This is a genomic window from Mycobacterium sp. NGS66, assembly GCF_059812225.1.
On the sequence record NZ_JCALCG010000024.1, the window covers coordinates 1 to 25,017 of the forward strand.

Annotated in this window: 25 protein-coding genes; 15 read left to right on the top strand and 10 right to left on the bottom strand. The window is 66.7% G+C overall.

All coding sequences use genetic code 11. The features are described from left to right. Positions 1-169: 169 nt before the first annotated feature. On the bottom strand, positions 170-1,330 hold the full coding sequence (bagB, locus tag AC5Y2L_RS27935; protein ID WP_499939880.1) for an ATPase BagB: 1,161 nt from the start codon (positions 1,328-1,330) through the stop codon (positions 170-172). Continuing rightward, positions 1,330-2,352 carry an ATPase BagA gene (gene bagA, locus AC5Y2L_RS27940; protein ID WP_499939881.1) on the bottom strand — a complete coding sequence of 341 codons (1,023 nt, stop codon included), beginning with the start codon at positions 2,350-2,352 and terminating at the stop codon, positions 1,330-1,332. Before bagA ends, bagB begins: the two co-directional genes overlap by 1 nt. Positions 2,353-2,430: 78 nt before the next feature. Between bagA and sp36 the strand changes: the two genes are divergently transcribed. Genes sp36 through AC5Y2L_RS27955 form a run of 3 tightly spaced genes read left to right on the top strand, consistent with a single transcriptional unit; the run spans position 2,431 to position 3,875 of the window. Continuing rightward, positions 2,431-2,592 (top strand): Sp36 family protein, encoded by a 162-nt coding sequence (gene sp36 / locus AC5Y2L_RS27945; RefSeq protein ID WP_499939882.1) that lies wholly within the window; start codon positions 2,431-2,433, stop codon positions 2,590-2,592. Between the two features lie 29 nt (positions 2,593-2,621). Further along, positions 2,622-3,068 carry a RidA family protein gene (locus tag AC5Y2L_RS27950; RefSeq protein WP_499939916.1) on the top strand — a complete coding sequence of 149 codons (447 nt, stop codon included), beginning with the start codon at positions 2,622-2,624 and terminating at the stop codon, positions 3,066-3,068. Positions 3,069-3,074: 6 nt separating this feature from the next. After that, positions 3,075-3,875, top strand: a complete 801-nt coding sequence (locus AC5Y2L_RS27955; RefSeq protein ID WP_499939883.1) for an MBL fold metallo-hydrolase — start codon at positions 3,075-3,077, stop codon at positions 3,873-3,875. 256 nt (positions 3,876-4,131) lie between these two features. On the opposite strand, the gene crp is transcribed toward AC5Y2L_RS27955, so the two are convergent. Beyond that, the gene (crp, locus tag AC5Y2L_RS27960) at positions 4,132-4,806 is read right to left on the bottom strand and encodes a cAMP-activated global transcriptional regulator CRP (RefSeq protein ID WP_499911681.1); all 675 of its coding nucleotides are present in this window, start codon (positions 4,804-4,806) and stop codon (positions 4,132-4,134) included. Between the two features lie 137 nt (positions 4,807-4,943). Continuing rightward, positions 4,944-5,300, bottom strand: coding sequence for a hypothetical protein (locus AC5Y2L_RS27965; RefSeq protein WP_499939885.1), 357 nt, complete (start codon positions 5,298-5,300; stop codon positions 4,944-4,946). Between the two features lie 173 nt (positions 5,301-5,473). Between AC5Y2L_RS27965 and nth the strand changes: the two genes are divergently transcribed. The 4 genes from nth to marP are packed head-to-tail and all read left to right on the top strand — an operon-like array spanning position 5,474 to position 8,804. After that, entirely contained in the window at positions 5,474-6,154 is a 681-nt protein-coding gene (nth, locus tag AC5Y2L_RS27970; RefSeq protein ID WP_499939917.1) for an endonuclease III, read from the top strand. Positions 6,155-6,170: 16 nt separating this feature from the next. Further along, positions 6,171-6,809: a TlpA family protein disulfide reductase gene (locus tag AC5Y2L_RS27975; protein WP_499939886.1), complete on the top strand. Its 639-nt coding sequence runs from the start codon at positions 6,171-6,173 to the stop codon at positions 6,807-6,809. Then, positions 6,772-7,620 carry an NUDIX hydrolase gene (locus AC5Y2L_RS27980; protein ID WP_499939887.1) on the top strand — a complete coding sequence of 283 codons (849 nt, stop codon included), beginning with the start codon at positions 6,772-6,774 and terminating at the stop codon, positions 7,618-7,620. Before AC5Y2L_RS27975 ends, AC5Y2L_RS27980 begins: the two co-directional genes overlap by 38 nt. A gap of 5 nt (positions 7,621-7,625) precedes the next feature. Continuing rightward, positions 7,626-8,804 carry an acid resistance serine protease MarP gene (gene marP, locus AC5Y2L_RS27985; protein WP_499939889.1) on the top strand — a complete coding sequence of 393 codons (1,179 nt, stop codon included), beginning with the start codon at positions 7,626-7,628 and terminating at the stop codon, positions 8,802-8,804. Here marP and AC5Y2L_RS27990 read toward each other — a convergent pair. Together AC5Y2L_RS27990 and AC5Y2L_RS27995 are read right to left on the bottom strand one after the other, a co-directional pair. Continuing rightward, positions 8,797-9,762: an alpha/beta fold hydrolase gene (locus AC5Y2L_RS27990; protein WP_499939890.1), complete on the bottom strand. Its 966-nt coding sequence runs from the start codon at positions 9,760-9,762 to the stop codon at positions 8,797-8,799. The two genes, marP and AC5Y2L_RS27990, sit on opposite strands and share 8 nt — an antisense overlap. Further along, on the bottom strand, positions 9,763-10,287 hold the full coding sequence (locus tag AC5Y2L_RS27995; protein ID WP_499939892.1) for a phage holin family protein: 525 nt from the start codon (positions 10,285-10,287) through the stop codon (positions 9,763-9,765). Positions 10,288-10,476: 189 nt separating this feature from the next. Between AC5Y2L_RS27995 and AC5Y2L_RS28000 the strand changes: the two genes are divergently transcribed. Continuing rightward, a complete protein-coding gene (locus AC5Y2L_RS28000; protein ID WP_499939894.1) occupies positions 10,477-11,172 on the top strand; it encodes a chymotrypsin family serine protease in 696 nt (231 codons plus the stop codon). A 1-nt stretch (position 11,173) separates the two neighbouring features. Here AC5Y2L_RS28000 and acs read toward each other — a convergent pair whose 3' ends face one another. The 3 genes from acs to AC5Y2L_RS28015 all read right to left on the bottom strand — a co-directional run bounded on the left by acs (position 11,174) and on the right by AC5Y2L_RS28015 (position 15,375). Further along, on the bottom strand, positions 11,174-13,135 hold the full coding sequence (acs, locus tag AC5Y2L_RS28005) for an acetate--CoA ligase (RefSeq protein ID WP_499939895.1): 1,962 nt from the start codon (positions 13,133-13,135) through the stop codon (positions 11,174-11,176). Positions 13,136-13,281: 146 nt separating this feature from the next. Further along, positions 13,282-14,568: a PPE family protein gene (locus AC5Y2L_RS28010; RefSeq protein ID WP_499939897.1), complete on the bottom strand. Its 1,287-nt coding sequence runs from the start codon at positions 14,566-14,568 to the stop codon at positions 13,282-13,284. A gap of 258 nt (positions 14,569-14,826) precedes the next feature. Further along, a complete protein-coding gene (locus tag AC5Y2L_RS28015; protein WP_499939899.1) occupies positions 14,827-15,375 on the bottom strand; it encodes a hypothetical protein in 549 nt (182 codons plus the stop codon). Between AC5Y2L_RS28015 and AC5Y2L_RS28020 the strand changes: the two genes are divergently transcribed. Genes AC5Y2L_RS28020 through AC5Y2L_RS28040 form a run of 5 tightly spaced genes read left to right on the top strand, consistent with a single transcriptional unit; the run spans position 15,374 to position 21,178 of the window. Beyond that, positions 15,374-16,999 (top strand): peptide ABC transporter substrate-binding protein, encoded by a 1,626-nt coding sequence (locus tag AC5Y2L_RS28020; protein WP_499939900.1) that lies wholly within the window; start codon positions 15,374-15,376, stop codon positions 16,997-16,999. The two genes, AC5Y2L_RS28015 and AC5Y2L_RS28020, sit on opposite strands and share 2 nt — an antisense overlap. Position 17,000: 1 nt before the next feature. Further along, positions 17,001-17,927, top strand: coding sequence for an ABC transporter permease (locus AC5Y2L_RS28025; RefSeq protein ID WP_499939902.1), 927 nt, complete (start codon positions 17,001-17,003; stop codon positions 17,925-17,927). Beyond that, positions 17,920-18,783 (top strand): ABC transporter permease, encoded by an 864-nt coding sequence (locus AC5Y2L_RS28030; protein WP_499939903.1) that lies wholly within the window; start codon positions 17,920-17,922, stop codon positions 18,781-18,783. The genes AC5Y2L_RS28025 and AC5Y2L_RS28030 overlap by 8 nt, the downstream gene beginning before the upstream one ends. Beyond that, entirely contained in the window at positions 18,780-20,402 is a 1,623-nt protein-coding gene (locus tag AC5Y2L_RS28035) for a dipeptide ABC transporter ATP-binding protein (RefSeq protein WP_499939905.1), read from the top strand. The genes AC5Y2L_RS28030 and AC5Y2L_RS28035 overlap by 4 nt, the downstream gene beginning before the upstream one ends. An 11-nt stretch (positions 20,403-20,413) precedes the next feature. Beyond that, entirely contained in the window at positions 20,414-21,178 is a 765-nt protein-coding gene (locus AC5Y2L_RS28040) for an oxidoreductase (protein ID WP_499939906.1), read from the top strand. A 438-nt stretch (positions 21,179-21,616) separates the two neighbouring features. Here AC5Y2L_RS28040 and AC5Y2L_RS28045 read toward each other — a convergent pair whose 3' ends face one another. Further along, complete coding sequence (locus AC5Y2L_RS28045) at positions 21,617-22,474, bottom strand: HAD-IB family hydrolase (protein ID WP_499939907.1); 858 nt, start codon at positions 22,472-22,474, stop codon at positions 21,617-21,619. 495 nt (positions 22,475-22,969) lie between these two features. Here AC5Y2L_RS28045 and ssd point away from each other — a divergent pair, with 495 nt between their 5' ends. Together ssd and AC5Y2L_RS28055 are read left to right on the top strand one after the other, a co-directional pair. Next, positions 22,970-24,022 carry a septum site-determining protein Ssd gene (gene ssd, locus AC5Y2L_RS28050; protein ID WP_499939919.1) on the top strand — a complete coding sequence of 351 codons (1,053 nt, stop codon included), beginning with the start codon at positions 22,970-22,972 and terminating at the stop codon, positions 24,020-24,022. Next, positions 24,019-25,017, top strand: a 999-nt coding sequence (locus AC5Y2L_RS28055) for a TadA family conjugal transfer-associated ATPase (RefSeq protein ID WP_499945672.1), incomplete at its 3' end; no start/stop codon positions are given. The genes ssd and AC5Y2L_RS28055, both read left to right, overlap by 4 nt.

Sequence of the window (25,017 nt, forward strand, 5' to 3'; positions counted from 1 at the left end):
TGGCCGCTCCTCATTACTTTTCTGTTACATCGCCAGCCAAAGAGTCGAATGCACTTGTGCGCTAAAAGAACTGGCGTTTGGGGACCGTGCGGAGCCGGTTACCAACGGCTCCTCAGCGGGCCGCTGCGCGGCCCGCATCGTCGCCGACGTGTGCTGATGGGCCGGCTCCTCAGCGGGCCGCTGCGCGGCCCGCATCGTCGCCGACCGAAGTGATCTGGTCGGCAAGGGCCCGCAGCGCGTCGAGGTCGGAAACGTCGAATGGCAGCGACGGAACTCCGACGACCGGCACGTGTGGATTGGCGCCGGTGAATCGGGACAGCAGCCGGATCTCCCGCTTGGCGGTTTGTCCGCGGTCGGCATGGATCCGCAGTACGGCCGCCGTCAGCGCTGTGTCACTGGAGTCGGGATGGTCGGACTCCAGCGTTTCGGTGGCGTCAATCGCGCGCTCGACCGGCAACGAGCACAAGGTCGGGTGCGTGCGGTTGAGAACCAGCCCGGCGAGCGGCATCCCTTCCTGTGAAAGCCGGTCGACGAAGAAGGACGCCTCGCGCAACGCGTCGGGCTCGGCCGCCGACACTACGACGAACTGGGTGCCGCGCCGTTTCAGCAACGAATACGTGCGGTCCGCCTTCTCGCGGAATCCGCCGAATGTCGCGTCGAGCGATTGCACGAACGCCGCGGCGTCGCCGAGCATCTGCGAACCCAGAATCGTCGACATCGCCTTCATGGCCAATCCCATTGCGCCGGTGACCAATCGACCGATACCGCGTCCGGGTGCCAGCAGTAGCCGCCAGAGCCGGCTATCCATGAAGCTGCCCAACCGTTTTGGCGCGTCGAGGAAATCAAGCGCGTTGCGCGACGGGGGGGTGTCCACCACCACCAGGTCCCAACGGTCCTGAGCCAGCAGCTGACCCAGCTTCTCCATGGCCATGTACTCTTGCGTGCCGGCTAGTGATGTGGCAACGGTCTGGTAGAACTGGTTGTCCAAAATCGCTTGGGCGCGTTCAGGTCCGGAGTACTGCACCACCATTTCGTCGAACGTGCGACGCATGTCGAGCATCATCGCGTAAAGCTGGCCGGGGACTTCCGGGGCCAACGGCACGCGCTGCGGAGTATTGCCAAGATCGTTGACGCCCAAGGCTTGTGCCAAACGCTTCGCCGGATCGATCGTCAAAACCACCACCGTGCGGCCGTATTCGGCAGCACGCAGCGCCATCGCTGCTGCGGTGGTTGTCTTGCCGACACCGCCGGCGCCACAGCACACCACAACGCGGTTGGAAGTGTCGGCCAGGATGGCGGCCATGTCCAGAGTCTTCGGTTGGTGGGTCATCATCGAACCCCCTGCTCTGCAAGCGATTCGGAAAGTTCATACAAGCTGCCCAGGTCGACGCCGTCGGAGATGGTCGGCAGCTCCAGTCGCGATACCTGCAACTCGTCGAGCTGTCGGGCGGTCTCGGCGCGGGCGCTGATCCGGGTGGCATGTTCGATCGACTCGGTCAGCAGGCCGGCGAAATCACCGTCGGACAAGGTTATTCCGGCCTTCGCCAAACCGGCCCGCACCGAGTCCGCGTCGATGTCTCCCTCGGCTGCCTTGGCCAAAGCGTCTGGCCCGAGGTACGCGGGAATATTGCGGTTGACGATCACGCTGCCGATCGGCAGTTCCATTCCCGCCAGCTCCTCAATGGCTTCCAGGGTTTCCTGCACCGGCAACGCTTCCAGCAGGGTCACCAGGTGGATGGCGGTCTGATCGGAGTGCAGCAACTTGACCACACCTTCGGCCTGCGAATGCACCGGACCACCCTTGGCCAGATCGGATACCGCCTTGGTGACGTCCAGGAAACGCGCGATCCGCCCGGTCGGCGGCGCATCGACCACAATCGCGTCGTAGACCGGCAGCCGATTCTTGTCGACGCGGATCACCGTCTCCTTGATCTTGCCGGTGAGCAACACGTCGCGCAGCCCGGGAGCGATTGTCGTCGCAAACTCGATCGCACCGATGCGGCGCATCGCCCGGCCCGCGATGCCCAGGTTGTAGAACATGTCGAGGTATTCCAGGAACGCGGCCTCGATGTCGATCGCCAATGCGTTGACCTGGCCGCCGCGCTCGGCAGTGGCGATCTTGAGTTCCTGGTAGGGCAACGGCGGGACGTCGAAGAGTTGCGCGATCCCCTGGCGGCCCTCGACTTCGACGAGCAAAACTTTGCGGCCGCCGGCGGCCAGGGTCAGGGCCAGCGCGGCCGCGATGGTCGACTTTCCGGTACCGCCCTTGCCGGTCACAAAGTGCAAGCGGGCCTTGGACAAGCGCGCCGGCCAGCCGACCGAACGACTGCCGCTATATGTGGTTGCCACCATCGCATGCTAAAGCCCGACGACTTCGCCGGGCTGCCGGGCTGGCCGGAGCTGGTCAAGGCCGACCGATAAGCTCGCGTCATGACCCAACCGACCGCGTGGGAGTACGCCACGGTTCCGCTGCTCACGCATGCAACCAAACAGATCCTCGATCAATGGGGCGCCGATGGCTGGGAGCTGGTGGCGGTGCTGCCCGGACCCGTCGGCGATCAGCACGTCGCCTATCTGAAGCGTCCGAAGTAGCGGTCGTGACGAGTCCCGGAGCCTCCTGGTTGACCCGCCTCGGGCAAATCGGTGTCGCGCTGCCGCAGGTAGCGGCACCACTGGCGGCCTATGTCCCCGCGGTGCGCACCGGCAATCTGGTCTACACCGCCGGTCAATTGCCGTTCGAGTCCGGAAGGCTGGCAGGCACTGGCAAGGTGGGCGCGGACATCACTCCTGAAGAGGGCAAGGCACTGGCGCGGAAATGCGCACTCAACGCATTGGCGGCGGTGGATGCGTTGGTCGGCCTCGACACCGTCACTCAGGTAGTGAAGGTCGTCGGGTTCGTCGCGTCGGCTCCCGGCTTCCATGGCCAGCCGAGCGTTGTCAACGGCGCCTCGGACTTGCTGGCGGAGGTGTTCGGCGACAAGGGTGCCCATGCGCGTTCCGCGGTGGGTGTGGCCGAGCTACCGCTGGACGCACCGGTGGAGATCGAGTTGATCGTGGAGGTCGGCTAGCGTCCTATGCCCGGGTCAGCCGAGCCTGTTGAGCCGCTTGCGCATCCCGCATACGGCAGGCTGCGAGCCGTCACCGAGACCGCGTCGGTGCTGCTGGCCGACAACCCGGGTCTGATGACGCTGGAGGGAACCAACACTTGGGTGTTGCGCGGTCCGCGCAGCGACGAGCTGGTCATCGTGGATCCCGGACCCGACGACAACGAACACATCTCTCGGATCGCAGCGCTGGGCCGGATCGCCCTGGTGCTGATCAGCCACCGGCACGGCGACCACACCGACGGGATCGACAAACTAGTTGAGCTGACCGGCGCGCCGGTGCGGGCCGCCGATCCAAAGTTCCTAAGAGGCGACGGCGTGACGCTGAGCGATCGCGAGGTCATCGACGCCGCCGGCCTGAAGATCACCGTGCTGGCCACTCCCGGCCACACCGCCGACTCCTTGTCGTTCGTTCTGGACGACGCCGTGCTGACCGCCGACAGCGTGCTGGGTCGCGGCACCACTGTCTTCGACAAGGAAGACGGCAATTTGCGTGACTACCTGGAGTCATTGCAGCGCCTGCGCGGGCTGGGCGGCCGCACGGTGTTGCCCGGCCACGGCCCAGACTTGCCGGACGTCGAGGCCGTCACCTCGGGTTATCTGGTGCACCGCCAGGAACGCCTGGCGCAAGTACGCGCGGCGCTGCGGGATCTCGGCGACGACGCGAGCCTGCGCCAAGTCGTCGAACACGTCTATGTCGACGTCGACGAAAAGCTTTGGGATGCCGCCGAGTGGTCGGTCGAGGTACAGCTGAACTACTTGCGTGGGTGAGTCGGCTCGAGCCTGTGGCGCCGATCCCTGAAACGGCATCGCATACCCCGCATTTGAGTGTGAGCTTAGGGTTTTCAGCGTGAGCGCACGGCGCGGATCCGGCGGCTTTTCCGCCCTACGCTCACCCGCAAAGCCCAGGATTCACAAGGAAAGCCAAGGGTTCACACCAAACCCGTCGACCCGCCGGTGCCGCAGCAAGCGCGCTTACCTCGCTCGGTGTTGGATTTCTCGCTCGGTTGCGCGCGCGCAAGCGCGCTTACCTCGCTCGGCGGGCTAGGCGCTCGGAGTCTGAGATGAGCACGCTTTTGCCCTCGAGGCGAATCCAGCCGCGATGAGCGAAGTCGGCCAGCGCCTTGTTCACGGTCTCCCGGGAGGCGCCCACGAGTTGCGCGATCTCCTCCTGGGTGAGGTCATGGGTAACCCGCATCGCGCCACCTTCCTGGGTGCCGAAACGCTGGGCCAGCTGCAGCAGCTGTTTGGCCACCCGGCCGGGGACATCGGTGAAGATGAGGTCGGCCAGATTGTTGTTGGTACGGCGCAGCCGTCGGGCAAGCACCCGCAACAGCTGCTCGGCGATTTCGGGACGGTCGGCGATCCATGCCCGCAGCGCATCCCGGTCCATCGAGACCGCGCGCACTTCGGTGATCGTGGTCGCGCTGGACGTCCGAGGCCCCGGGTCGAAGATCGACAATTCGCCGAACATGTCGGACGGACCCATGATGGTCAACAGATTCTCTCGGCCATCTGGCGAACGGCGGCCGATCTTGACCTTCCCCGCGATGATGATGTACAGCCGATCGCCGGGCTCTCCCTCGGCGAAAACCGTATGTCCACGCGGAAAGTCGACAGGTTGCAGTTGTTTGGTCAGTGCGGCGACCGCGCTGGGCTCAACCCCTTGGAAGATCCCTGCCCTTGCCAAGACCTCGTCCACGTTGCCTCTTCAGTTTTCCAACAAAGTGATACGGGCAGCCCGACCTGTTACGAGTGACACGCGTTTAAAGGTAGGCCAATCGGTTCGACGTGCCAACGCTACACACGATTGCCGTCCCGAGTCTGCCTAATTGCGGATTAGTCCGCCGAACGGGCAGGTATTTGCGTCGGCTGCGTTGACGCACCTGCTGCGCGAAGATTGCCGGCAAAGAACACCGCGTCGGGCTGTGGCCCCGAGGAGGAGCCGGGCGACGGCGATTCGCCGAGCCGTTGGACCTGGCGCCGATGCAGAAAATCCAATGCCTCCGGCATACCTTCGCGGGCCAGCGTGTGCACATCCACGGCTTCGGCATGTTCGAGGAACTCGTCGACGTCGGTCGCCGTGACGGTGTCGGTGGTCAGTTCCTTTTCCAGGCGCCCGAGCCCAAGCGTCGCTAGCATCAGCAGCCCCGGAACGCAGGCCACCAGCAACCACGACACAAAGGAAGTAAACATGGCCTCGAATCAACACGAGGTCTCAGTGAGATTACGAAATCAGTACTCTGTCGAAGGTGACAGTGGCAAAGGCGTCCGGCCGCGCCAAGCCGAGGACGGCGGCACCCGTCGACGGCCTGGCCCGGCGGTGGGCCAAGGAAACCCGAGTCGGCTTGGTGCGACGGGCGCGACGGATGAATCGTGCTCTGGCACAGGCGTTTCCCAATGTGTATTGCGAACTGGATTTCACGTCGCCGCTCGAGTTGACCGTGGCCACCATCCTCTCGGCGCAGAGCACCGACAAACGAGTGAACCTGACGACGCCGGCCTTGTTCGCGAAATACCGGACCGCGCTGGACTACGCGCAGGCGGATCGCGCCGAGCTGGAAAACCTCATCCGTCCCACGGGTTTCTACCGTAACAAGGCGAACTCGCTGATCGGCTTGGGGCAAGCCTTGGTCGAGCGATTCGACGGCGAGGTGCCGGCCACCATGGACGAGTTGGTGACGCTGCCCGGCGTGGGGCGCAAAACCGCCAACGTCATCCTCGGCAACGCCTTCGGTATCCCGGGCATCACCGTCGACACCCACTTCGCGCGCCTGGTGCGCCGGTGGCGCTGGACCACCGAAGAGGATCCGGTCAAGATCGAGCACGCGGTCGGCGACCTGATCGAACGCAAAGAGTGGACCTTGTTGAGCCATCGCGTGATCTTCCACGGCCGCCGGGTATGTCACGCCCGCAAACCCGCGTGCGGGGTCTGCGTGCTGGCCAAGGACTGCCCGTCCTTCGGCCTTGGTCCCACCGAACCGCTGCTGGCGGCTCCGCTGGTCCAGGGTCCGGAAACCGAGCATCTGCTGGCCCTGGCCGGGCTGTAGCAGCGGGGCGGGTGAGTTGACCGTACGGACCCGCTGGACCATCGCGATCCTGGCGGTGGTGGCGGCGCTGACGGCGGCGCTGGTGGCCCAGTTGCAGCAGGACCCGGAGACCGCCGGCCCGACCCGGTCAACCGCTGAGCGCGAACACCGCGACGCCGACACCCCGGCCGCGCTGGCGGGACCCCGGCAGCGCGCGAATCTGCCGTCCTGCCCTGCAGCCGGGAACGATCCCGGCCCGACGGCGTTGCGCGGCGTGGTGGTGGAGTGCGCTGCGGATGGTTCGGCGGTGGACGTCGCGCGCGCGGTGGCCGGACGTCGGGTGGTCCTCAACTTGTGGGCGTATTGGTGTGTGCCGTGCCGCGCCGAGCTACCGGCCATGGCCGAGTACCAGCGCCGGGTCGGGTCGGACGTGGTGGTGATGACCGTGCATCAAGACGTGAACGAGACGGCAGGGTTGCTGCAGTTGGCGGAGCTCGACGTCCGGTTGCCGACGTTGCAGGACGGTCGTCGGCGGGTGGCGGCGGCGTTGGCGGTTGCAAACGTGATGCCCGCGACGGTTGTGCTGCGCCCGGACGGTAGCGTTGCCCAGACGCTGCCGCGCGCCTTCGCCACTGCCGATGAGATCGCGGCTGCGCTCGGAAACATCGCGAGATGACAGCGCTGTACAGCGGCGGAACGCGAGGGAGGCGCCGGTGCATGCTGCGACTTCCCTGACGCCTGAGCTCGGCCCGCCCTGGCTGCGACCCCTGGTCGACAACGTCGCTCAGATTCCCGACGCGTTCCGGCGCCGGCTGCCGGCCGACGTGCTGGCGATGGTCACCGCGGCCCGGGCGATGTCCTCGGTGGCATCTGTGCGTGGCGACGATCGTGAGGCCGCGGTTCTGGTGTTGTTCTCCGGCCCGCAGAACGGCCCGGCCGACGGCAGCCTTCCCGACGACGCCGACCTGTTGCTGACCGTGCGGGCCTCGACCCTGCGGCACCATGCCGGTCAGGCGGCGTTTCCCGGCGGCGCGTCCGACCCCGGCGACGACGGGCCCGTCGCCACCGCCCTGCGCGAGGCGCATGAGGAAACCGGAATCGATCTGTCCCGGCTGCATCCGCTGGCCACGATGGAACGGACGTTCATTGCGCCGTCCCGGTTCCATGTCGTTCCGGTATTGGCCTATTCGCCGGACCCTGGGCCGGTGTCCGTCGTCAACGAAGCCGAAACGGCGATCGTGGCGCGTGTCCCGGTGCGCGCCTTCGTCAACCCGGCGAACCGGCTGATGGTGTACCGCCGTGCGTTGACCCGGCGCTGGGCCGGACCGGCGTTTCTCCTCAACGAAATGCTGGTCTGGGGATTCACTGGCCAGGTGATCTCTGCAGTGCTCGATGTCGCCGGGTGGGCCCAGCCCTGGGACACCAGCGACGTCCGCGAACTCGATGACGCAATGGTGCTGGTCGGCGAGCAGGGTGGGGCACGATGAATTCGATGACCCCGTCGCAGTGGCTGGACATTGCCATCGTGGCGATCGCCTTCGTCGCCGCCATATCAGGCTGGCGTTCCGGCGCGCTGGGCTCGATGATGTCGTTCGCCGGTGTGCTGCTGGGCGCGCTGGCCGGTGTGCTGCTTGCCCCGCATATCGCGAGTCATATCGCGGCTCAGCAGGCCAAGCTGTTCTCGGTAATATTCCTGTTCTTGGCCTTGGTCGTCGTTGGCGAGGTCGCCGGAGTGGTGCTCGGCCGAGCTGTCCGCGGTGCGATTCGCAATCCCACGCTGCGATTGGTCGATTCCGTCATCGGGGTGGGCTTTCAGGTTTTCGTGGTGCTGACCGCGGCCTTCGTGTTGTCGACGATGGTCACGCAGTCGAAGGATCAACCTCAACTGGCTTCGGCGGTCAAGGGCTCGCGAGTGCTCGCGAAGGTCAGGGACGTTGCGCCCCCCTTCCTGAATACGGTGCCCAAGCGGATGTCGGCGCTGCTGAACCCTTCGGGGATGCCCGCAATCCTGGCGCCCATCGCCCCGATCGCGTCACCGGATCCGGCGCTGGCCAACAATCCCGTGATCGCGGCGACCCGACCAAGCGTCGTGAAGATCCGTAGCGTGGCGCCGAGCTGCCAGAAAGTGCTCGAGGGCAGCGGATTCGTGATCTCGCCTAACCGGGTGATGACCAACGCGCACGTGGTGGCCGGGTCTAACAGTGTCCAGGTGTACGCCAGCAGCAATCCGTTCGACGCCACGGTGGTGTCTTACGACCCCCGCGTCGACATCGCGATCCTTGCCGTGCCGAACTTGCAGGCGCCGCCGCTGGAGTTCGCTCAAACTGAGGCGAGAAGTGGCGCCGACGCGGTGGTGTTGGGCTATCCCGGTGGCGGCAACTTCACCGCCACGCCAGCGAGGATTCGTGAGGCCATCAAGCTCAACGGCCCCGACATCTACCACGACCCGCAGCAGGTGACTCGCGACGTATACACCATTTTCGCCACTGTGGAGCAGGGTAATTCGGGCGGTCCGCTGATCGACCTCAACGGCCGCGTGCTGGGTGTGGTGTTCGGCGCGGCTGTCGACGATGTCAACACCGGTTTTGTGTTGACGGCCGACGAGGTGGCCAGTCAGCGTGCCAAGGTGGGCAACACCAAACCGGTTGCCACCCAAACCTGCGTCAGCTGACCCGCGGCCCGTGCACGTGCTCGAGAAAGCGCGTCAGGTGCCTGTTGACTTCCTGGGGCGCTTCTTCGTGGCCGAAATGCCCTGCGCCGGCTATGGATAGGTAGCGGCCGTGCGGCGCGTAGCGCTGCGTGCGGTCGACCGGGTCGGCCAGCACGTAGGGATCCGCGTCACCGCGCAGATGCAACAGCGGCAAACCGAGCTGCTGCGACATGGACTTGAGGAAGCGCCGACCCTCGTCGCGGAGCTGACTGCGGACCGCCCAGCGCTGGTACTCCAGCGCGCAATGCGCTGCCCCCGGGATCCGAATCGCTCGCCGCAAATGTCCGATGGTGTGTGAAAAGTCCTCAGATGCAGCCCATTTCGCGGAGCTGCGGCTGCGGACCAGGCGTTCGATTTCATCCGCGTCGTGCCGGGTGAGCAGCCGCTCCGGCCACATCGGCATCTGGTAGCGCAGCAGGGTGGGCAGCAGCGCTCGGCTCTGGTCCCGCCGAGTCAGCGTGGATCTGCGCAGCGCGGCCGGATGCGGTGAGCTGATCAGCGCGACGGCGCGCACCAGCCGGGAGTGCAACAGCGCCGTGGCCCAGCAGGCCAGTCCGCCGTCGGCGTGGCCGATCAGGGTCGCCGAGGAGTGCCCGAGCGCCCGGATCAGCCCGGCGGTGTCGCCGGCCAGCGTCCAGCCGTCGTAGCCGCGCGGCGGCTTGTCGCTACCGCCGTAGCCGCGCAGGTCGACCGCGACGACGCGGGCTCCGGTCAGGTCACGCAGCTGGTGCCGCCACGACCACCAGAAGGACCCGAAACCGTGCAGCAGCAACACCAGCGGCCGGGCCGTGACGGGTGCGGTTGCTTCCTGGCCGGTGGGCAGAGCTTCGACGACATGGAACCGGATGCCGTTGGCGTGCACGTCCAGATGCCGCCACGGCCCGTCGATGCGGACCACCGACGGATCTGGTGCCGGCATCTACCAACCTGAGGGGTCGGCGGGCTTCTTCGGTTCCTTGGAGTCGGACGTGATCGCCTTGGGGGCACCGGGCTTGTCGTGGCCTGGGGTAAGCGCCGTTCGGGTCTCCTTGACCGATTCGATGGTCTCGCGGGGTCCACGGATCCGGCGGACCTTCAGGTAGCCGAGCAAGGCCAGCACCGCGGTGACGACCACCATGATGGCGAAGACGATCAGGAACGACACCCATCGCCACAGCCAGGTGTCGAGCAACTCGGCGAGGAAAAAGAAGAAGAAGAACGTCGAGTAGAACAGCACCACCAGCGCGGCGATGAAGAACACGCTGCCGGTCAGGCCCTTCTTGACGTCTCGGGTGATCTCGGCGCGGGCCAATTCGACCTCGGCGCGCACCAACGTGGACATCTGTGTTGTGGCGTCTTTGATCAGGTCACCGATCGACGGTTCACCCGACCGGGCATGCGGATCGGCCAGCGGAATCGTGGTCAGGGTGCTGGGCACACCGTTCGTGTGATCGGCTTTGCTCACAGACGGTCCTTTCGGTTTGATTGCCCGGTTCGCTGTCGTCGCGGTTCATGTTGCCATGCGCTGCGCTGCCAGACGAGGCCAGCCGTAATCGACGGCGCGGCAATTCGCCCAGAACGGGTACCCACAATCGATCATTTAGACTGGCGCACCGGTTCTCCGACGCTCAACCAGCCAGACAGGAGTTTTGCCGTGCAGTCAGCGCGCCGCTGGGTTGCGGTGGCGATAGCCGCCATGCTGTGGGCACTGGTTGGATTGCCCGCCATCGCCTCGGCTGACGACAGGATTCCGTTGGGCGGTGGGGCGGGCATCGTCGTCAACGGGGACACCATGTGCACCCTGACGACGATCGGCACCGATCGCACCGGCGAGCTGATCGGCTTCACCTCCGCGCACTGCGGGAATCCGGGTGCACAGGTCGCCGCGGAGGTCGCGGAAAGCCGCGGTCCGGTGGGCGTGATGGTCGCCGGCAACGACAACCTGGACTATGCGGTGATCAAGTTCGACCCGGCCAAGGTGGCGCCGGTGGCCAACTACAACGGCTTTGTGATCAACGGCATCGGGCCGGACCCGGCCTTCGGTGAGGTCGCCTGCAAGCAGGGCCGCACCACCGGGAACTCCTGCGGCGTCACCTGGGGCATGGGTCAGCAGCCGGGCACCATCGTCATGCAGGTCTGCGGGCGTCCGGGTGACTCTGGAGCCCCGGTAACCGTCAACAACCTGCTGGTCGGCATGATCCACGGAGCCTTTAGCGACAACCTGCCGACCTGCATCACCAAGTACATCCCGCTGCACACACCGGCGGTCGTGATGGACATCAACACGATCTTGGCCGACGTCACCGCCAAGAACCGGCCCGGCGCGGGATTCGTGCCGGTGCCTGGCTGAGCTATTTGGCCGCCTTGATCGCGTCGAACACGCTGGGGTCCAGCAGCGTTGACGTGTCACCCAGCTCGCGGTTTTCCGCGACGTCGCGCAGCAACCTGCGCATGATTTTGCCGCTGCGGGTCTTGGGCAACTCCGGCACGACGTGAATTTCGCGCGGCTTGGCGATCGGCGAGATCTCCCGGGCCACCTCCGCGCGCAGTTCATCGACGGTTCCTTCGTGCGCGTCGTCGCTGGTGCACAAGACGACGAACGCGCAGATGGCCTGACCGGTGGTGTCGTCGGTAACCCCGACCACCGCGGCCTCGGCGACACCGGAGTGCCCGACGAGAGCCGACTCCACTTCGGCGGTGGAGATGCGGTGGCCGGACACGTTCATCACGTCGTCGATGCGGCCCAGTACCCAAATCGCGCCGTCGGAGTCGGTGCGGGCGCCGTCCCCGGCGAAATAGAAGCCCTTGTCGGCGAACTTGGACCAGTAGGTTTCCCGATAACGGTCGGGGTCCCCCCAGATGCCGCGCAGCATCGACGGCCACGGCTGGTCGATGACCAGATAGCCGCTGATGTGCCCGGCTTCGTCATCGGCGGGCTCCAGCGGATCGCCATGATCGTCAACGATTTTCGCCGAGATGCCGGGCAGTGGCGCCATCGCCGAACCTGGCTTGGCGGCGGCAACTCCGGGCAGTGGCGATATCATCGCCGAGCCGGTTTCGGTCTGCCACCAGGTATCGACCACTGGAACCCGGCCTGCGCCAAGGACTTCGCGGTACCAGCGCCAAGCCTCGGGGTTGATCGGCTCGCCGACCGATCCCAGCAGCCGAATGCTGGACAGGTCATGGGCATCGGGGATCTGGCGGCCCCACTTCATGAAGGTTCGAATCAAGGTGGGCGCTGCGTAATAGATTGTGACGCCGTACTTTTCGATGATCTGGAAGTGCCGGTGTTCGTCCGGCGTGTTCGGCGTGCCCTCGTAGAGCACCTCGGTGATGCCGTTGCACAGTGGACCGTAGACACCGTAGGTGTGGCCGGTGACCCAGCCGATATCGGCGGTGCACCAGAACACGTCGCTGTCCGGCTTGATGTCGAAGATGACGTCCATGGTGTACGCGGACTGGGTGAGGTAGCCGCCACTGGTATGCACGATGCCCTTGGGCTTGCCGGTGGTGCCCGACGTGTACAACAGGAACAGCGGCTGCTCGGCATCGAACGCTTCCGGCGTGTGCTCGGCTGGCGCGGCGTCGACCACGTCGTGCCACCACCGGTCGCGCCCGTCGTTCCAGGGCACTTCAATCCCAGTGCGGCGCACCACGATAACGTGCTCGACTGGACTGTCCGGACCGGCGACCGCCTCGTCGGCGGAGTCCTTCAGCGACGTCGGCTTGCCGCGGCGGAATTGCCCGTCGGCCGTGATCAGCAGCTTGGCTTCGGCGTCGGCGATGCGGGCTCGTAGTGCCTTGGCGGTGAAGCCGGCGAACACCACGGTGTGCATGACACCCAGCCGTGCGCAGGCCAGCATGGCGATCACCGCTTCGGGGATCAATGGCAGGTAGATCGCGACGCGGTCACCGGCGACCAGACCGAGCTCGGTCAAGGCGTTGGCGGCTTTGCAAACCTGGGTCTGCAGTTCGGAGTACGTCAAGCTGTGGCTGTCGCCGACGGGCTCGCCCTCCCAGTGGATGGCGACGCGGTCCCCGTGGCCGGCCTCGACGTGGCGATCCACGCAGTTGTAGGCGACATTGAGCTTGCCGCCGACGAACCACTTGGCGAATGGTGCCTCCGACCAGTCCAATACCTCGGTGAAGGGAGTCTCCCAGGACAGCCGCTCGGCCTGCTTGGCCCAGAAGGCCAAGCGGTCTTGCTCTGCCTCGCGATAGAGCTCCTCGCCGGCGTTGGCCTGCTCGACGAAGTGCGGGGGCGGCGGATACGACGTGGCCTCAGCAGGTTCTGCGGTGTTGGTGTCGCTCACTGACTTCTCTCCTCAGTCGAGGCTCTGGCGGCTCGCGCCTGCGAGCCTAGCGCCGCACCGCTATCCGCGCGCGGGCGATGAGGAGCGGTTACCCACCGCGCGGACACCTTATGATCCGCGGCCCGCCGAGTGGCAGGAAGACGACGTTATCCGGCCGACGGCGTATGGGGAATCAGTGACGGGCGGAACCCGACTCGCAGCGCGCCCTCGGACGCGCGCCCGACCATTCCGCCCAGCGGCGTCCGGGAAACCGCGGGTCCAGGCGTCGCGGCCGCTCCGCTCGGCACGACGCCGGCGTCGAGGACGGGCGCCGGAGCAGCCATCGACACCGATTGCGCCTGGGCGCCCCAACTCGGCGGCACCGACAAGGTTCCCAGCGATGTCGCTTGACCCAGGCTCGCCGTTGCGCCGATGCCGCTCGGGGATCCCAGAGCCCCTGCACTACCCAGCGGTCCACTGGCGGCCAACGGCCCTAACCCTGCCGACTCGGTCAACTCGTCCGCGCCGGTGAAGTCCATGCCCACGCCAAGCAGGTCCAGGCCCACGCCGCCGCCGTCCAACCCCACCAGTCCGAACGCGTCCATACCGAGACCGGCGGTGTCCTCGACCAAGCCCAACTCCCCTTCACTCAAACCGGTCAGGCCCGTCGCCGCGCCCTCGAGAGCGCCGGCGCTTTTGCCGATGCCCTTCATGCCTGAGACGCCGGGGAGGCTGGAGACCGCGGCGATCGGCGCTGATGCCGCCGACGAGACGCCCGACGTGGCAATCGTTCCCGCGCTGGAAGATCCGGGTGTGGCCAGACCCTGCAGCGTCTGCGGCACCGTGGACATCAGCTGCGCCGACGCCGTCTGCGCGCGAGTGCCCACGAAATGACCGACAGCGCTCGCCTGGGTGACAAGTCCGCCGGGGTTGGTCGTCTGCGGTGGCGGCGTGAAGGGCGTAACCGCTGACGCAGCAGCAGAACTGGCCGCATAGCCGTACATGGCCGTGACGTCCTGAGCCCACATCTCGGCGTACTCCGCTTCGTTGGCCATGATCGCGGGTGTGTTCTGCCCCAGCAGGTTGGTCGCCACCAACGTCGCCAATTGAACCCGGTTGGCCACGACCATCGGAGGCGGAACCGTCATCGCATAGGCGGTTTCATAGGCGGCCGCGGCTGAGGTGGCTCGCCTGGCCGCCTCTTCGCATTGGGCGGCGGTGGCCCTCATCCAGATCAAATAGGGCGTGGCCGCCGCCACCATCGACATCGCCGACGGCCCGACCCACGACTGGTCGGTCAGTTGGGTGATGACCGACTGATAGGCCCCTGCGGCGGTGTGCAGTTCGGCGGCCAGCGCGTCCCATGCCGCCGATGCGGCCAGCATCGGCGCCGCTCCGGGACCCATATACAGGCGGGTGGAGTTGATCTCTGGTGGTAATCCGGCAAAATCCATCTCACTTCCTCGGCTGGTCGAGTAATCGAATTTGAAGTTTTTGAGCAGATAGCGGTTGCGGTTACTGCGGCTTATCTGGCGCTGCTCGGTGGTCGTCCACCCAGCCACCGCCCGGCGGCCGCGTCGTCGCCCGCATTCACCGGGCAGGCGGATGATTTCGCCGTCGTCGAGGCGGCTCGAAGAGTGAGCTTGGTTTTTTGGCGGGCCGGCCGCGATTCACCGGCCGCAACCGCAGGGCAACGCCCGGGGGCTAACCGATCAGCGTCGTGCGACGCAGAGTTGCGTCAAAAGGTCTTGGCCCGCAAGGCAGTTCGCGGGCGGACGCGAGTGGGGATCGCGCTGCGGCTGCTGCGGCCCGGCGGCCCAGGCGACCGTCGGCGGCGACGAGGACCCACGAGGTTCGCACACCGACCAAGTGGCCGGCCGGTCGCGCCGCAATCCGGCGCCTTTGACGGCCTTGTCATCCGATGGCGAGACGTTCTGGAAACCGCTTGACGACGCGAAGCGGCGATTGGCCTGTGCCGGCGCGGCGTTCGGTACCACCAGTGAGCTTTCGGCGACCGATTGCGGGGCGCCGGTGGCTATATCGGTCTGCAAACTCCAGCACTTGAGGCCGGCAGCACAGACACAAATCGCAGCAACGATGGCGATAGTCGAGCGCCAACGAGACGATCTGCACGGTGTGTCTGCAACCCGAAAATGCACAATACTGCAACTGTAGCAGTGGGAATCAATCGCCAGCCAGTGCGGCGCGTCGGCGTGGGCGTGACACCCCGCCGCGGTCGCACGCCTTAGGGTCGCTGTCATGCGTCCGAGGTCAAGGGCCACGTTGGGCGCCGTCGTCGCGGCGGTGCTGGTAATCGCCGCGCTGGCGGGCTGCGGCGGCGGCGTGCTGAGCCCCGATGTGGTGGTGGTCAACGGTGGGGAGCCGCCGAACCCGTTGATTCCGACCGGTACCAACGACAGCCTCGGCGGCCGGATTCTCGATCGGTTGTTCGCCGGCTTGGTGTCGTATGACGCCGCCGGCAAACCGGCGAATGAGGTGGCACAGTCGATCGAGACCACCGACAACGTCAACTATCGAATCGTCTTGAAACCCGGGTGGAAGTTCACCGACGGGTCACCGGTGACGGCGCGCTCGTTCGTCGACGCCTGGAACTACGGGGCGTTGAGCGCCAATGCCCAACTGCAGCAAGAGTTTTTCAGCCCGATCGAGGGCTTCGAGGATGTTGCCGGCGCACCGGCCGACGGAAAACCCACCACCATGTCCGGGCTACGGGTGGTCAATGACCTCGAGTTCACCGTGCGGCTCAAGGCGCCGACCGTCGACTTCCTGCTGCGGCTGGGCCACAGCGCGTTCTATCCATTGCCGGACAGGGCATTTCGCGACATGGCAGCCTTTGGCCGCAGCCCGATCGGCAACGGCCCATACCGGCTTACCGACGGTCCCGACGGCCCTGCCTGGGAACACAACGTCCGCATCGACCTGAAACCCAATCCCGACTATCACGGCAACCGCAAGGCCCGCAACAAGGGCCTGCGGTTCGAGTTCTACGCCAACCTGGACACTGCGTATGCCGATCTGCTGTCCGGCAATCTCGATGTGCTGGACACGATTCCGTCGAGCGCGCTGACCGTCTACAAGCGCGACCTGGGGGGCAACGCCGCCAGTGGGCCGGCAGCGGTGAATCAGTCCCTCGACACGCCGCTACGCCTACCGCATTTCGGTGGCGAAGAGGGTCGGCTGCGCCGTCTCGCCCTGTCCGCAGCCATCAACCGTCCGCAAATCTGCCAGCAGATCTTCGCCGGAACCCGCAGCCCGGCCCGCGATTTCACCGCCCGATCGCTGCCCGGCTTCGATCCGAACCTGCCGGGCAACGACGTGCTGGACTTCAATCCCGAACGGGCACGGCAACTTTGGTCGCAAGCCAATGCGATCTCGGCGTGGAGCGGCCGTTACGCGATCGCCTACAACGCCGACAGTGCACATCAGGACTGGGTCGACGCGGTAGCCAACAGCATCAAGAACGTGCTGGGCATCGACGCGGTCGGCGCGCCGCAGCCGACCTTCGCCGGTTTCCGCACCCAGATCACCAACCGCACCATCGGCACCGCGTTCCGCGCCGGCTGGCAGGGCGACTATCCGTCGATGGTGGAATTTCTCGCCCCCTTGTTCGGGACCGGCGCCGGCTCCAACGACGTCGGCTACTCCAGCCCGGAGTTCGACGCGGCTCTGGCCAGGGCCGAAGCAGCGCCCAGCCTGCCGGAGTCAGCCGTGCTGACCAACATCGCGCAGCGAATCCTGTTGCACGACATGCCCACTGTGCCACTGTGGGACAACATCGCGGTGGTCGGATGGTCGTCGGCGGTGCACGGCGTCACGGTCACCTGGAACGGGCTGCCCGACTACGAGAACATCGTGAAGGCTTGAAATGGGTTGGTACATAGCGCGCCGGATCGCCACCATGGTGCCGGTCTTCCTCGGGGCCACCTTGTTGATCTACGCCATGGTCTTCCTGCTACCCGGTGATCCGCTGGCCGCGATTGCCGGCGACCGACCCTTGACCCCGGCTGTGGCCGCGCAATTGCGCGCCCGCTATCACCTCGACGAACCGTTCCTGCTGCAGTACCTGCGCTACCTGGGCGGCATCCTGCACGGCGACTTGGGTCGCGCCTACTCCGGCCTGCCGGTCAGCGCCGTTCTGGCACATGCGTTTCCGGTGACGATCCGGCTGGCGTTGATCGCGCTGACAGTCGAGGCGGTGCTGGGCATCGGGTTCGGGGTCATCGCGGGGCTGCGCCAGGGCGGTATCTTCGATGCCACCGTCCTGGTTACCGGCCTCGTCATCATCGCGGTTCCGATCTTTGTGCTCGGCTTTCTGGCGCAATTCCTCTTCGGGGTCCGGCTGGGCATTGCACCGGTCACCGTCGGCGAGAGAGCAAGCCTGGCAAGACTTCTGCTGCCCGGAATCGTCCTGGGCTCGGTGTCGTTCGCCTACGTGGTGCGCTTGACGCGTTCGGCGGTGGCCGCCAATGCGCACGCCGACTACGTACGCACCGCCACCGCCAAAGGCTTATCCCGGCCGCGGGTGGTCACCGTACACATCCTGCGCAACTCGTTGGTCCCGGTGGTGACCTTCCTGGGCGCAGACCTGGGGGCGCTGATGGGCGGAGCGATTGTGACTGAAGGCATCTTCAATATCCACGGGGTGGGCGGCGTGTTGTATCAGGCGGTCACCAGGCAGGAGGCGCCGACGGTGGTATCGATCGTGACGGTGCTGGTGCTGATCTACCTGATCACCAACTTGCTGGTGGACCTGCTCTATGCGGCCCTCGACCCAAGGATCCGGTATGGCTGAGACACATGGCTTCTGGCGTGACACCTGGCGCGATCTGCGTCGGCGGCCAAAGTTCATCGTCGCCGCCGCGCTCATCGTGCTCGTCGTGGTCGTCGCGGGATTTCCGGCGTTGTTCACCGGAGCCGACCCCGCCTATGCCGATCCGGGCCAGAGCCTGCAGCCGCCGTCGGCGGCACACTGGTTCGGGACCGACCTGCAGGGCCACGACATCTACGCGCGCACGGTCTACGGAGCCCGTGCGTCGGTCACCGTCGGGTTGGGGGCCACCCTGGCGGTGTTCGTCGTCGGCGGAGCGCTCGGCGCGGTGGCGGGATTCTACGGCCGGTGGTTGGACGCCGTCGTATCCCGCCTAACCGACGTGTTCTTCGGGTTGCCGCTGCTGTTGGCCGCCATCGTGCTCATGCAGGTCATGCACCACCGCACGGTCTGGACGGTGATCGCCATCCTGGCCTTGTTCGGCTGGCCACAGGTGGCCAGGATCGCGCGCGGCTCAGTCCTCGAAGTGCGGTCCAGCGATTACGTCCTGGCCGCTAAAGCGCTGGGGCTGAGTAGATTTCAAATCCTGCTGCGCCATGTGCTGCCGAACGCCATCGGACCGGTGATTGCCGTGGCCACCATTGCTCTGGGCGCCTTCATCGTCACCGAGGCAACCTTGTCCTACCTCGGGGTGGGCCTGCCGACTTCGGTGGTGTCCTGGGGCGGCGATATCAACGTCGGGCAGACCCGACTGCGGGCCGGCTCGCCGATACTGTTCTATCCCGCAGGCGCACTGGCGATTACGGTGCTGGCCTTCATGATGATGGGCGACGTCCTCCGCGATGCGCTCGATCCGGCGTCGCGGGCGTGGCGGGCATGACGGGCGAGTCGCCGCTGCTGTCGGTCGAAGGCCTGGAAGTGAAGTTCGGGACGCACCCACCGGCGGTTTGCGGACTGGATCTTGCGGTGCTGCGCGGCCAAACCGTCGCCGTGGTAGGCGAATCCGGATCGGGCAAATCCACCGCTGCTGCGGCGATCCTCGGTCTGTTGCCGCCCGGAGGTCGAATCACGGGCGGGCGCATTGTTTTCGACGGCCGCGACATTACCTCCGCCGACCCGCGGGTGCTGCGGTCCATCCGGGGCAGGGAGATCGGCTATGTGCCGCAGGATCCGATGACCAACCTCAACCCGGTCTGGAAGGTAGGCTTTCAAATCCGGGAATCCTTGCGCGCCAACACCGATGGGCGTGACGCCCGCCGACGGGCGGTGGCCTTGCTCGACGAGGCAGGCATGCCCGACCCGGTGAAACAGGTGGGCAGATACCCGCATCAGCTGTCCGGCGGGATGTGTCAGCGCGCGCTCATCGCCATCGGCCTGGCGGGCAGGCCCCGGCTGTTGATCGCCGACGAGCCGACATCAGCATTGGACGTCACCGTGCAGCGGCGGGTGCTCGACCATCTGCAGCACCTCATCGACGAGTTGGGCACCGCTTTGCTGTTGATCACGCACGATCTGGCGCTGGCTGCCGAGCGGGCCGAGGCCGTGGTCGTCGTCCACCGCGGCAGGGTGGTCGAATCTGGTGCGGCACAGCAGATCCTGCATGATCCCAAACACGAATACACCCGGCGGCTGGTCGCCGCGGCGCCATCGCTGACCGCGGCCCGGCGGCGGGCGCCGTCTAGCGCAGCATCGGCCGAACCCGACGACATCCTCGTCGCCTCGGAGCTGACCAAGGTTTACCGGGAGTCGCACGGCGTCCCTTGGCGAAGAGGGGAGTTTCGCGCGGTCGACGCGGTGTCGTTCCGGCTGCGACGGGCCAGCACCCTGGCGATCGTCGGAGAGTCGGGGTCGGGTAAGTCGACACTGGCGCGCATGGTCCTGGGTCTGCTGCGACCAACGTCGGGCACCGTGACTTTCGGCGGCACTGAGATCACCGACAACCTGCAGCGGGACAAGGCGCTGGCCTATCGGCGGCGGATCCAGCCTGTGCTGCAGAACCCGTACAGCAGTCTGGACCCCAGGTACACGGTGTACCGAGCGATTGAGGAACCGCTGCGAATCCACCGGGTCGGCGATCGCAGGCACCGCGAGCAGGCGGTGCGGGAGCTGGTCGACCAGGTGGCGCTGCCGTCGTCAGTCTTGGGCCGGCTACCCGGCGAGCTGTCGGGCGGTCAGCGGCAACGGGTGGCGATCGCTCGGGCGCTGGCACTGCGCCCAGATGTGCTGGTGTGCGACGAGCCCGTCTCAGCGCTGGACGTGTTGGTGCAGTCGCAGATTCTGGAGCTGCTGGCCGGTCTGCAGACGCAGCTCGGGCTTACCTACCTATTCATCAGCCATGATCTGGCGGTAATCCGTCAGATCGCCGACGACGTGCTGGTGATGCGCGCCGGTCGGGTGGTTGAACACGCCCCTACCGAAGAGCTGTTCGATCGCCCCGGTCATGAGTACACCCGCGAGCTGCTGCGGGCCATTCCCGGCGCATCGGCACCTCCGCGATAGGTTGGCAGGCTGTGACCGCTGACCCGTTGGCCGCGCTGATGGAGCTGCCGGGCGTGGCCGAGGCCAGTGACCGCGCCCGCGACGCGCTGGGGCGTGCCCATCGACACCGCGCCAACCTGCGTGGGTGGCCGGTGACGGCTGCCGATTCGGCGTTGCGGGCGGCGCGCGCCTCCTCGGTGCTCGACGGCGGTCCCGTCCGCCTGGAGGACGTGGCGGAGTCGGCCGGCGTTGGAGATCCGGTCTTCGCGGGAGCGCTGCGGGTGGCTCAGGCCCTGGAAGGTGGGGGAGGCACGCTCGTCCGGGTGTGGCAGCGGGCCCCGTTGCAGGCGCTGGCGCGCCTGCACGTGCTGGCCGCTGCGGACCAGGTCGAGGCGGATCGGCTGGGTCGTCCCCGCGCCGGGCCAGAAATTGGGCCCCGGCTGGAATTGCTCGCCGAGCTGGTGACCGGTCACACCGAGGCGTCGGCGCCGGTGGTTGCCGCCGTCGCACACGGAGAGCTGTTGACGCTCAAGCCATTCGGTAGTGCGGATGGCGTCGTCGCACGGGCCGTGTCACGGCTGGTGACTATCGCGACCGGATTGGACCCGCATGGGCTTGGGGTACCGGAAGTGCGATGGATGCGCCAATCCGCGAATTATCGTGACGCGGCGCGCGGTTTCGCAGAGGGCACGCCGAAAGGTGTGGGGGCGTGGCTGCTGATGTGTTGCCGCGCGCTGCAGGCCGGTGCGGACGAGGCGCTGTTGATTGCCGAGTCGTTGTCGAAGAATCCGAAATAGTAGCCAGACCGGCACCGTAAATCGCTGTCAGACATGCGAAGCGGGCGGCGATCCGATTTATTCGGGCCGCCGCCCGCTAACACGGAACTCGGTTACCAAGCGTACATCCTATGGGCTGCGTGGGTTGGCCTCGGCGATCTTGCGACGCTTCCGGTTGCAACCCCACCCAAAGGGCCGTCGATACCTTCCACTTTTCGCAATTACGCAGGCCCGCAACACTTCTGCCATTATCGCGGCTGTGACTCAGCGTGGGTGCCGAGAACCGTGCTAGGCGCCCGGATCGGGAGATCGAACCTTCTCTTCCGGATCGACCTAGGCCTCACCGGGCTTCCGTGTTTCCTTTGTACTACTAGACCCCTAGCACAGCAAGGCCCAATTGCAATGAATGTCACGAGTGGGCAGCAATTTGCGCGCTGATCAGTTTGCTGGCAGCCCGGTTCAGAAAGCCAGGCGGCGCAGCAGCGCATAGGTGACGGCACCGGCGGCCAGCGCACTGATACCTACCGCCGCGGTGGTCGCGATCGCCGCGCCCGAGGGCGCTGGGATGCGATCGCGCAGCGACACCGGCCGGCTGAAAGACAGTATGGGCCAACCGCGTTCGATCGCTTCCCGACGCAAGGCGCGGTCGGGGTTGACCACGCTCGGGTGGCCGACGGCCTCCAGCATCGGCAGGTCGGTAATCGAGTCCGAGTAGGCGTAGCAATGTTCCAACGCATAGCCCTCGCGCGCGGCGAGCTCGCGGATTGCTTGCACCTTGCCCTCGCCGTAGCAATAGAACGCGATTTCTCCGGTGTACTTGCCGTCCTCGACCACCATCCGGGTCGCCATGGCGTGGGTAGCGCCCAACTCGCGGGCGATCGGCGCCACGATCTCCTCGCCCGACGCCGAGACCACCACCACATCGCGGCCGCAGAGCTTGTGTGCGGCGATCAGGTCCGCGGCTTCGGCGAACACCAGTGGGGTCACGATGTCATGCAGGGTTTCGTTGACGATCGACTTGACCTGCGCGACGTCCCAGCCGGCGCACATGTTGGTCATGTGGGCGCGGATCCGATCCATCTGGTCATGGTCGGCGCCGGAGAGCAGGAAGATGAACTGTGCGTAGCTGGACTTGAGCACGGCGCGGCGACTGAGCAGCCCCTGAGCGAAGAACGGTTTGCTGAACGCCAGGGTGCTGGACTTCGCGATGATGGTCTTGTCGAGGTCGAAAAATGCCGCGGTGCGGACGCCGGGACCGGCGGGTGGCACTGCTTCGGGCGGGGTTTGCTGCTGCCCGGCCGAGTCGGAGGCGGTCACCCACCCAGCATAGGTCGCAGTGCCGACCGGGCCGCGTTCCTGCGCCCAAAACAGCCCGTCGAGTCACCCGAGCTAACCGAGGCAGGGGGCGTTTTTGCGGCTCAACGTGTCTTTTTTGATGCCCCGATTACTTGCGTTAGGCCCGACTGTCATGTGTATAGTAAGCAGTACTCGGCCGATGCCGAGGGTGTATCAGCCCGACCCCCCGGGGCTGATACACGACGACCCTCGCCTCCTCCCCCCCTGGCGGGGGTCGTCCCTTTCTCCCGGAAATATTTCTTGTACGTAGTGTCCTGAGCACGGCGACGCGCGCGTTGCGGGAATGTGCTGTCGGGCGCGGTCGCAGCGCAGTGCCGGCAGCTTTGTGCACACCTGCGTTCCTATCCACAGATCGCTGTTTGGGACTGGCGTCCCATCCTCGTCGGCGCCCACTCTGGGTGCGTGACAGGCGACGCGAGGACCGACGGGACGGCTTCGGCCGGAATATTGGCTGCGGTGACGGACTCCGATCTGCGTGAGGAGCTGGACCGGGTGGCCGCCGCCGTCGGCGTTCGTGTGGTGCATCTGGGCGCTGGAGCCGCGCTGAGCAGCCGGACATGGTCGGCGGCCGCGGGCGTGGTGCTCGACCAGGCCGCGGCCGATCGCTGCGGGCGGTTGGCGCTGCCGAGGCGTGCCCATGTCACTGTGGTAGTCGCCGTCGCACCGACGACGGCGACCTGGGAGTCGGCCATCAAAGTCGGCGCTCAGCACGTGCTGAGACTGCCCGAGCAAGAGGCAGAACTGGTCCACGAACTGGCCGAAGCCGCCGAATCAGCGCGCGAGGACGCCCCGCGCGGAGCCGTCGTCGCGGTAATCGGCGGCTGCGGCGGAGCGGGCGCATCGTTGTTCGCGGTCGCACTGGCACTCGCGGCCACCGACGCGCTCCTGGTCGACCTCGATCCGTGGGGCGGCGGCATTGACCTGTTGGTCGGCGGCGAAGGCGTGCCCGGTGTGCGCTGGCCGGACCTGGCGCTGCAAGGCGGACGGCTGAATTGGTCCGCACTGCGCGCAGCGCTGCCGCGTCATCGGGAGATCAGCATCCTGTCCGGCACCCGGCGCGGGTATGAAATTGATGCAGCGCCGTTAGACGCCGTCGTCGATGCCGGCCGTCGCGGTGGTGTCACGGTGGTGTGCGACCTTCCGCGCAACCTCAGCCAGGCCACCCAGACCGCTTTGGACACTGCCGATCTGACCGTTCTGATCAGCCCGTGCGATGTGCGTTCGTGTGCGGCCACCGCGACCGTCGCTCCGGTGCTGGCCGCGATCAATCCGAACCTGGGACTGGTCGCTCGTGGCCCGTCACCGGGCGGCTTGCGGGCGGCCGAGGTGGCGGACATCGCGGGCCTGCCGCTGCTGACGTCTATGCGCGCGCAACCGCGCCTCGCCGAACAGCTGGAACACGGTGGCCTGCGATTGCGGCGCGGCTCCGCGCTGGCGGTGGCGGCTCGTCGGGTACTCGGCGTGCTGCCGGCCCGTCCGGGCGCAACGCAGAACGGCAGGGCCGCATGAGCGGGTCGCTGATCGAACGGGTGCGAGAGCGGCTCGCTGCGGAGCCGTCCGCGCCGGGGTCCCCGCTGGGGCCCGCGGTGGTGGCCGCCGCGATCCGGGCCGAGTCGGGCGGCGTGCTCGGTGATACCGAGGTGCTGGCTAATCTGCGGGTGCTGCAGACCGAACTGACCGGGGCCGGGATCCTGGAAGGGTTGCTACGTGCGGACGGCACCACCGACGTTCTGGTCACCGCGCCGGATGGGGTCTGGGTGGACGATGGAAACGGCCTGCGGCGCAGCGAGATTCGTTTCGCTGACGAGGCAGCGGTGCGGCGATTGGCACAGCGGCTGGCGTTGGCCGCCGGTCGGCGCCTCGACGACGCGCAACCCTGGGTGGACGGCCAGCTGTCCGGTGTCGGTAGCGGCGAGTTCGCGGTGCGGCTGCACGCGGTGTTGCCACCCATCGCCCCCGCAGGGACGTGCTTGTCGTTGCGAGTGTTGCGGCCCGCCACCCAGGATCTAGCCGCCCTGACCGCGGACGGCGCGATCGAGCCGCAGGCCGCCGCGCTGGTCGCCGACATCATCGCCGCGCGGCTCGCGTTTCTGGTATGCGGCGGTACCGGGGCGGGAAAGACGACCCTGCTGGCCGCGATGCTCGCCGCGGTAGCACCCACTGAGCGAATCGTGTGCATCGAGGATGCAGACGAACTGGCACCGCGGCATCCGCATTTGGTCAAGCTGGTCGCGCGGTGCGCCAACGTGGAAGGCGTCGGCGAGGTGCCGGTGCGCCAGCTGGTCCGCCAAGCGCTGCGGATGCGGCCGGACCGCATCGTGGTCGGCGAGGTCAGGGGCGCCGAGGTCGTCGACCTGCTGACGGCCTTGAACACCGGCCACGACGGCGGCGCCGGCACCGTGCATGCCAACAGCCCGGGTGAGGTCCCCGCCCGGCTGGAGGCGCTGGGCGCGCTCGGCGGGCTCGACCAGGCGGCGCTGCACAGCCAGCTCGCTGCCGCCGTC

Bases quoted from the DNA above. Each gene is read 5' to 3' on its own strand.
- marP (WP_499939889.1), top strand. From the start codon at position 7,626: ATGACCCCGTCGCAGTGGCTGGACATTGCCATCGTGGCGATCGCCTTC.
- AC5Y2L_RS28025 (WP_499939902.1), top strand. From the start codon at position 17,001: ATGGGTTGGTACATAGCGCGCCGGATCGCCACCATGGTGCCGGTCTTC.
- bagB (WP_499939880.1), bottom strand. From the start codon at position 1,330: ATGACCCACCAACCGAAGACTCTGGACATGGCCGCCATCCTGGCCGAC.
- AC5Y2L_RS27980 (WP_499939887.1), top strand. From the start codon at position 6,772: ATGAGATCGCGGCTGCGCTCGGAAACATCGCGAGATGACAGCGCTGTA.
- AC5Y2L_RS28020 (WP_499939900.1), top strand. From the start codon at position 15,374: ATGCGTCCGAGGTCAAGGGCCACGTTGGGCGCCGTCGTCGCGGCGGTG.
- nth (WP_499939917.1), top strand. From the start codon at position 5,474: ATGAATCGTGCTCTGGCACAGGCGTTTCCCAATGTGTATTGCGAACTG.
- AC5Y2L_RS28010 (WP_499939897.1), bottom strand. From the start codon at position 14,568: ATGGATTTTGCCGGATTACCACCAGAGATCAACTCCACCCGCCTGTAT.
- sp36 (WP_499939882.1), top strand. From the start codon at position 2,431: ATGACCCAACCGACCGCGTGGGAGTACGCCACGGTTCCGCTGCTCACG.
- AC5Y2L_RS28035 (WP_499939905.1), top strand. From the start codon at position 18,780: ATGACGGGCGAGTCGCCGCTGCTGTCGGTCGAAGGCCTGGAAGTGAAG.
- AC5Y2L_RS27990 (WP_499939890.1), bottom strand. From the start codon at position 9,762: ATGCCGGCACCAGATCCGTCGGTGGTCCGCATCGACGGGCCGTGGCGG.
- AC5Y2L_RS28015 (WP_499939899.1), bottom strand. From the start codon at position 15,375: ATGACAGCGACCCTAAGGCGTGCGACCGCGGCGGGGTGTCACGCCCAC.
- bagA (WP_499939881.1), bottom strand. From the start codon at position 2,352: ATGGTGGCAACCACATATAGCGGCAGTCGTTCGGTCGGCTGGCCGGCG.
- AC5Y2L_RS27955 (WP_499939883.1), top strand. From the start codon at position 3,075: ATGCCCGGGTCAGCCGAGCCTGTTGAGCCGCTTGCGCATCCCGCATAC.
- AC5Y2L_RS27965 (WP_499939885.1), bottom strand. From the start codon at position 5,300: ATGTTTACTTCCTTTGTGTCGTGGTTGCTGGTGGCCTGCGTTCCGGGG.
- AC5Y2L_RS28030 (WP_499939903.1), top strand. From the start codon at position 17,920: ATGGCTGAGACACATGGCTTCTGGCGTGACACCTGGCGCGATCTGCGT.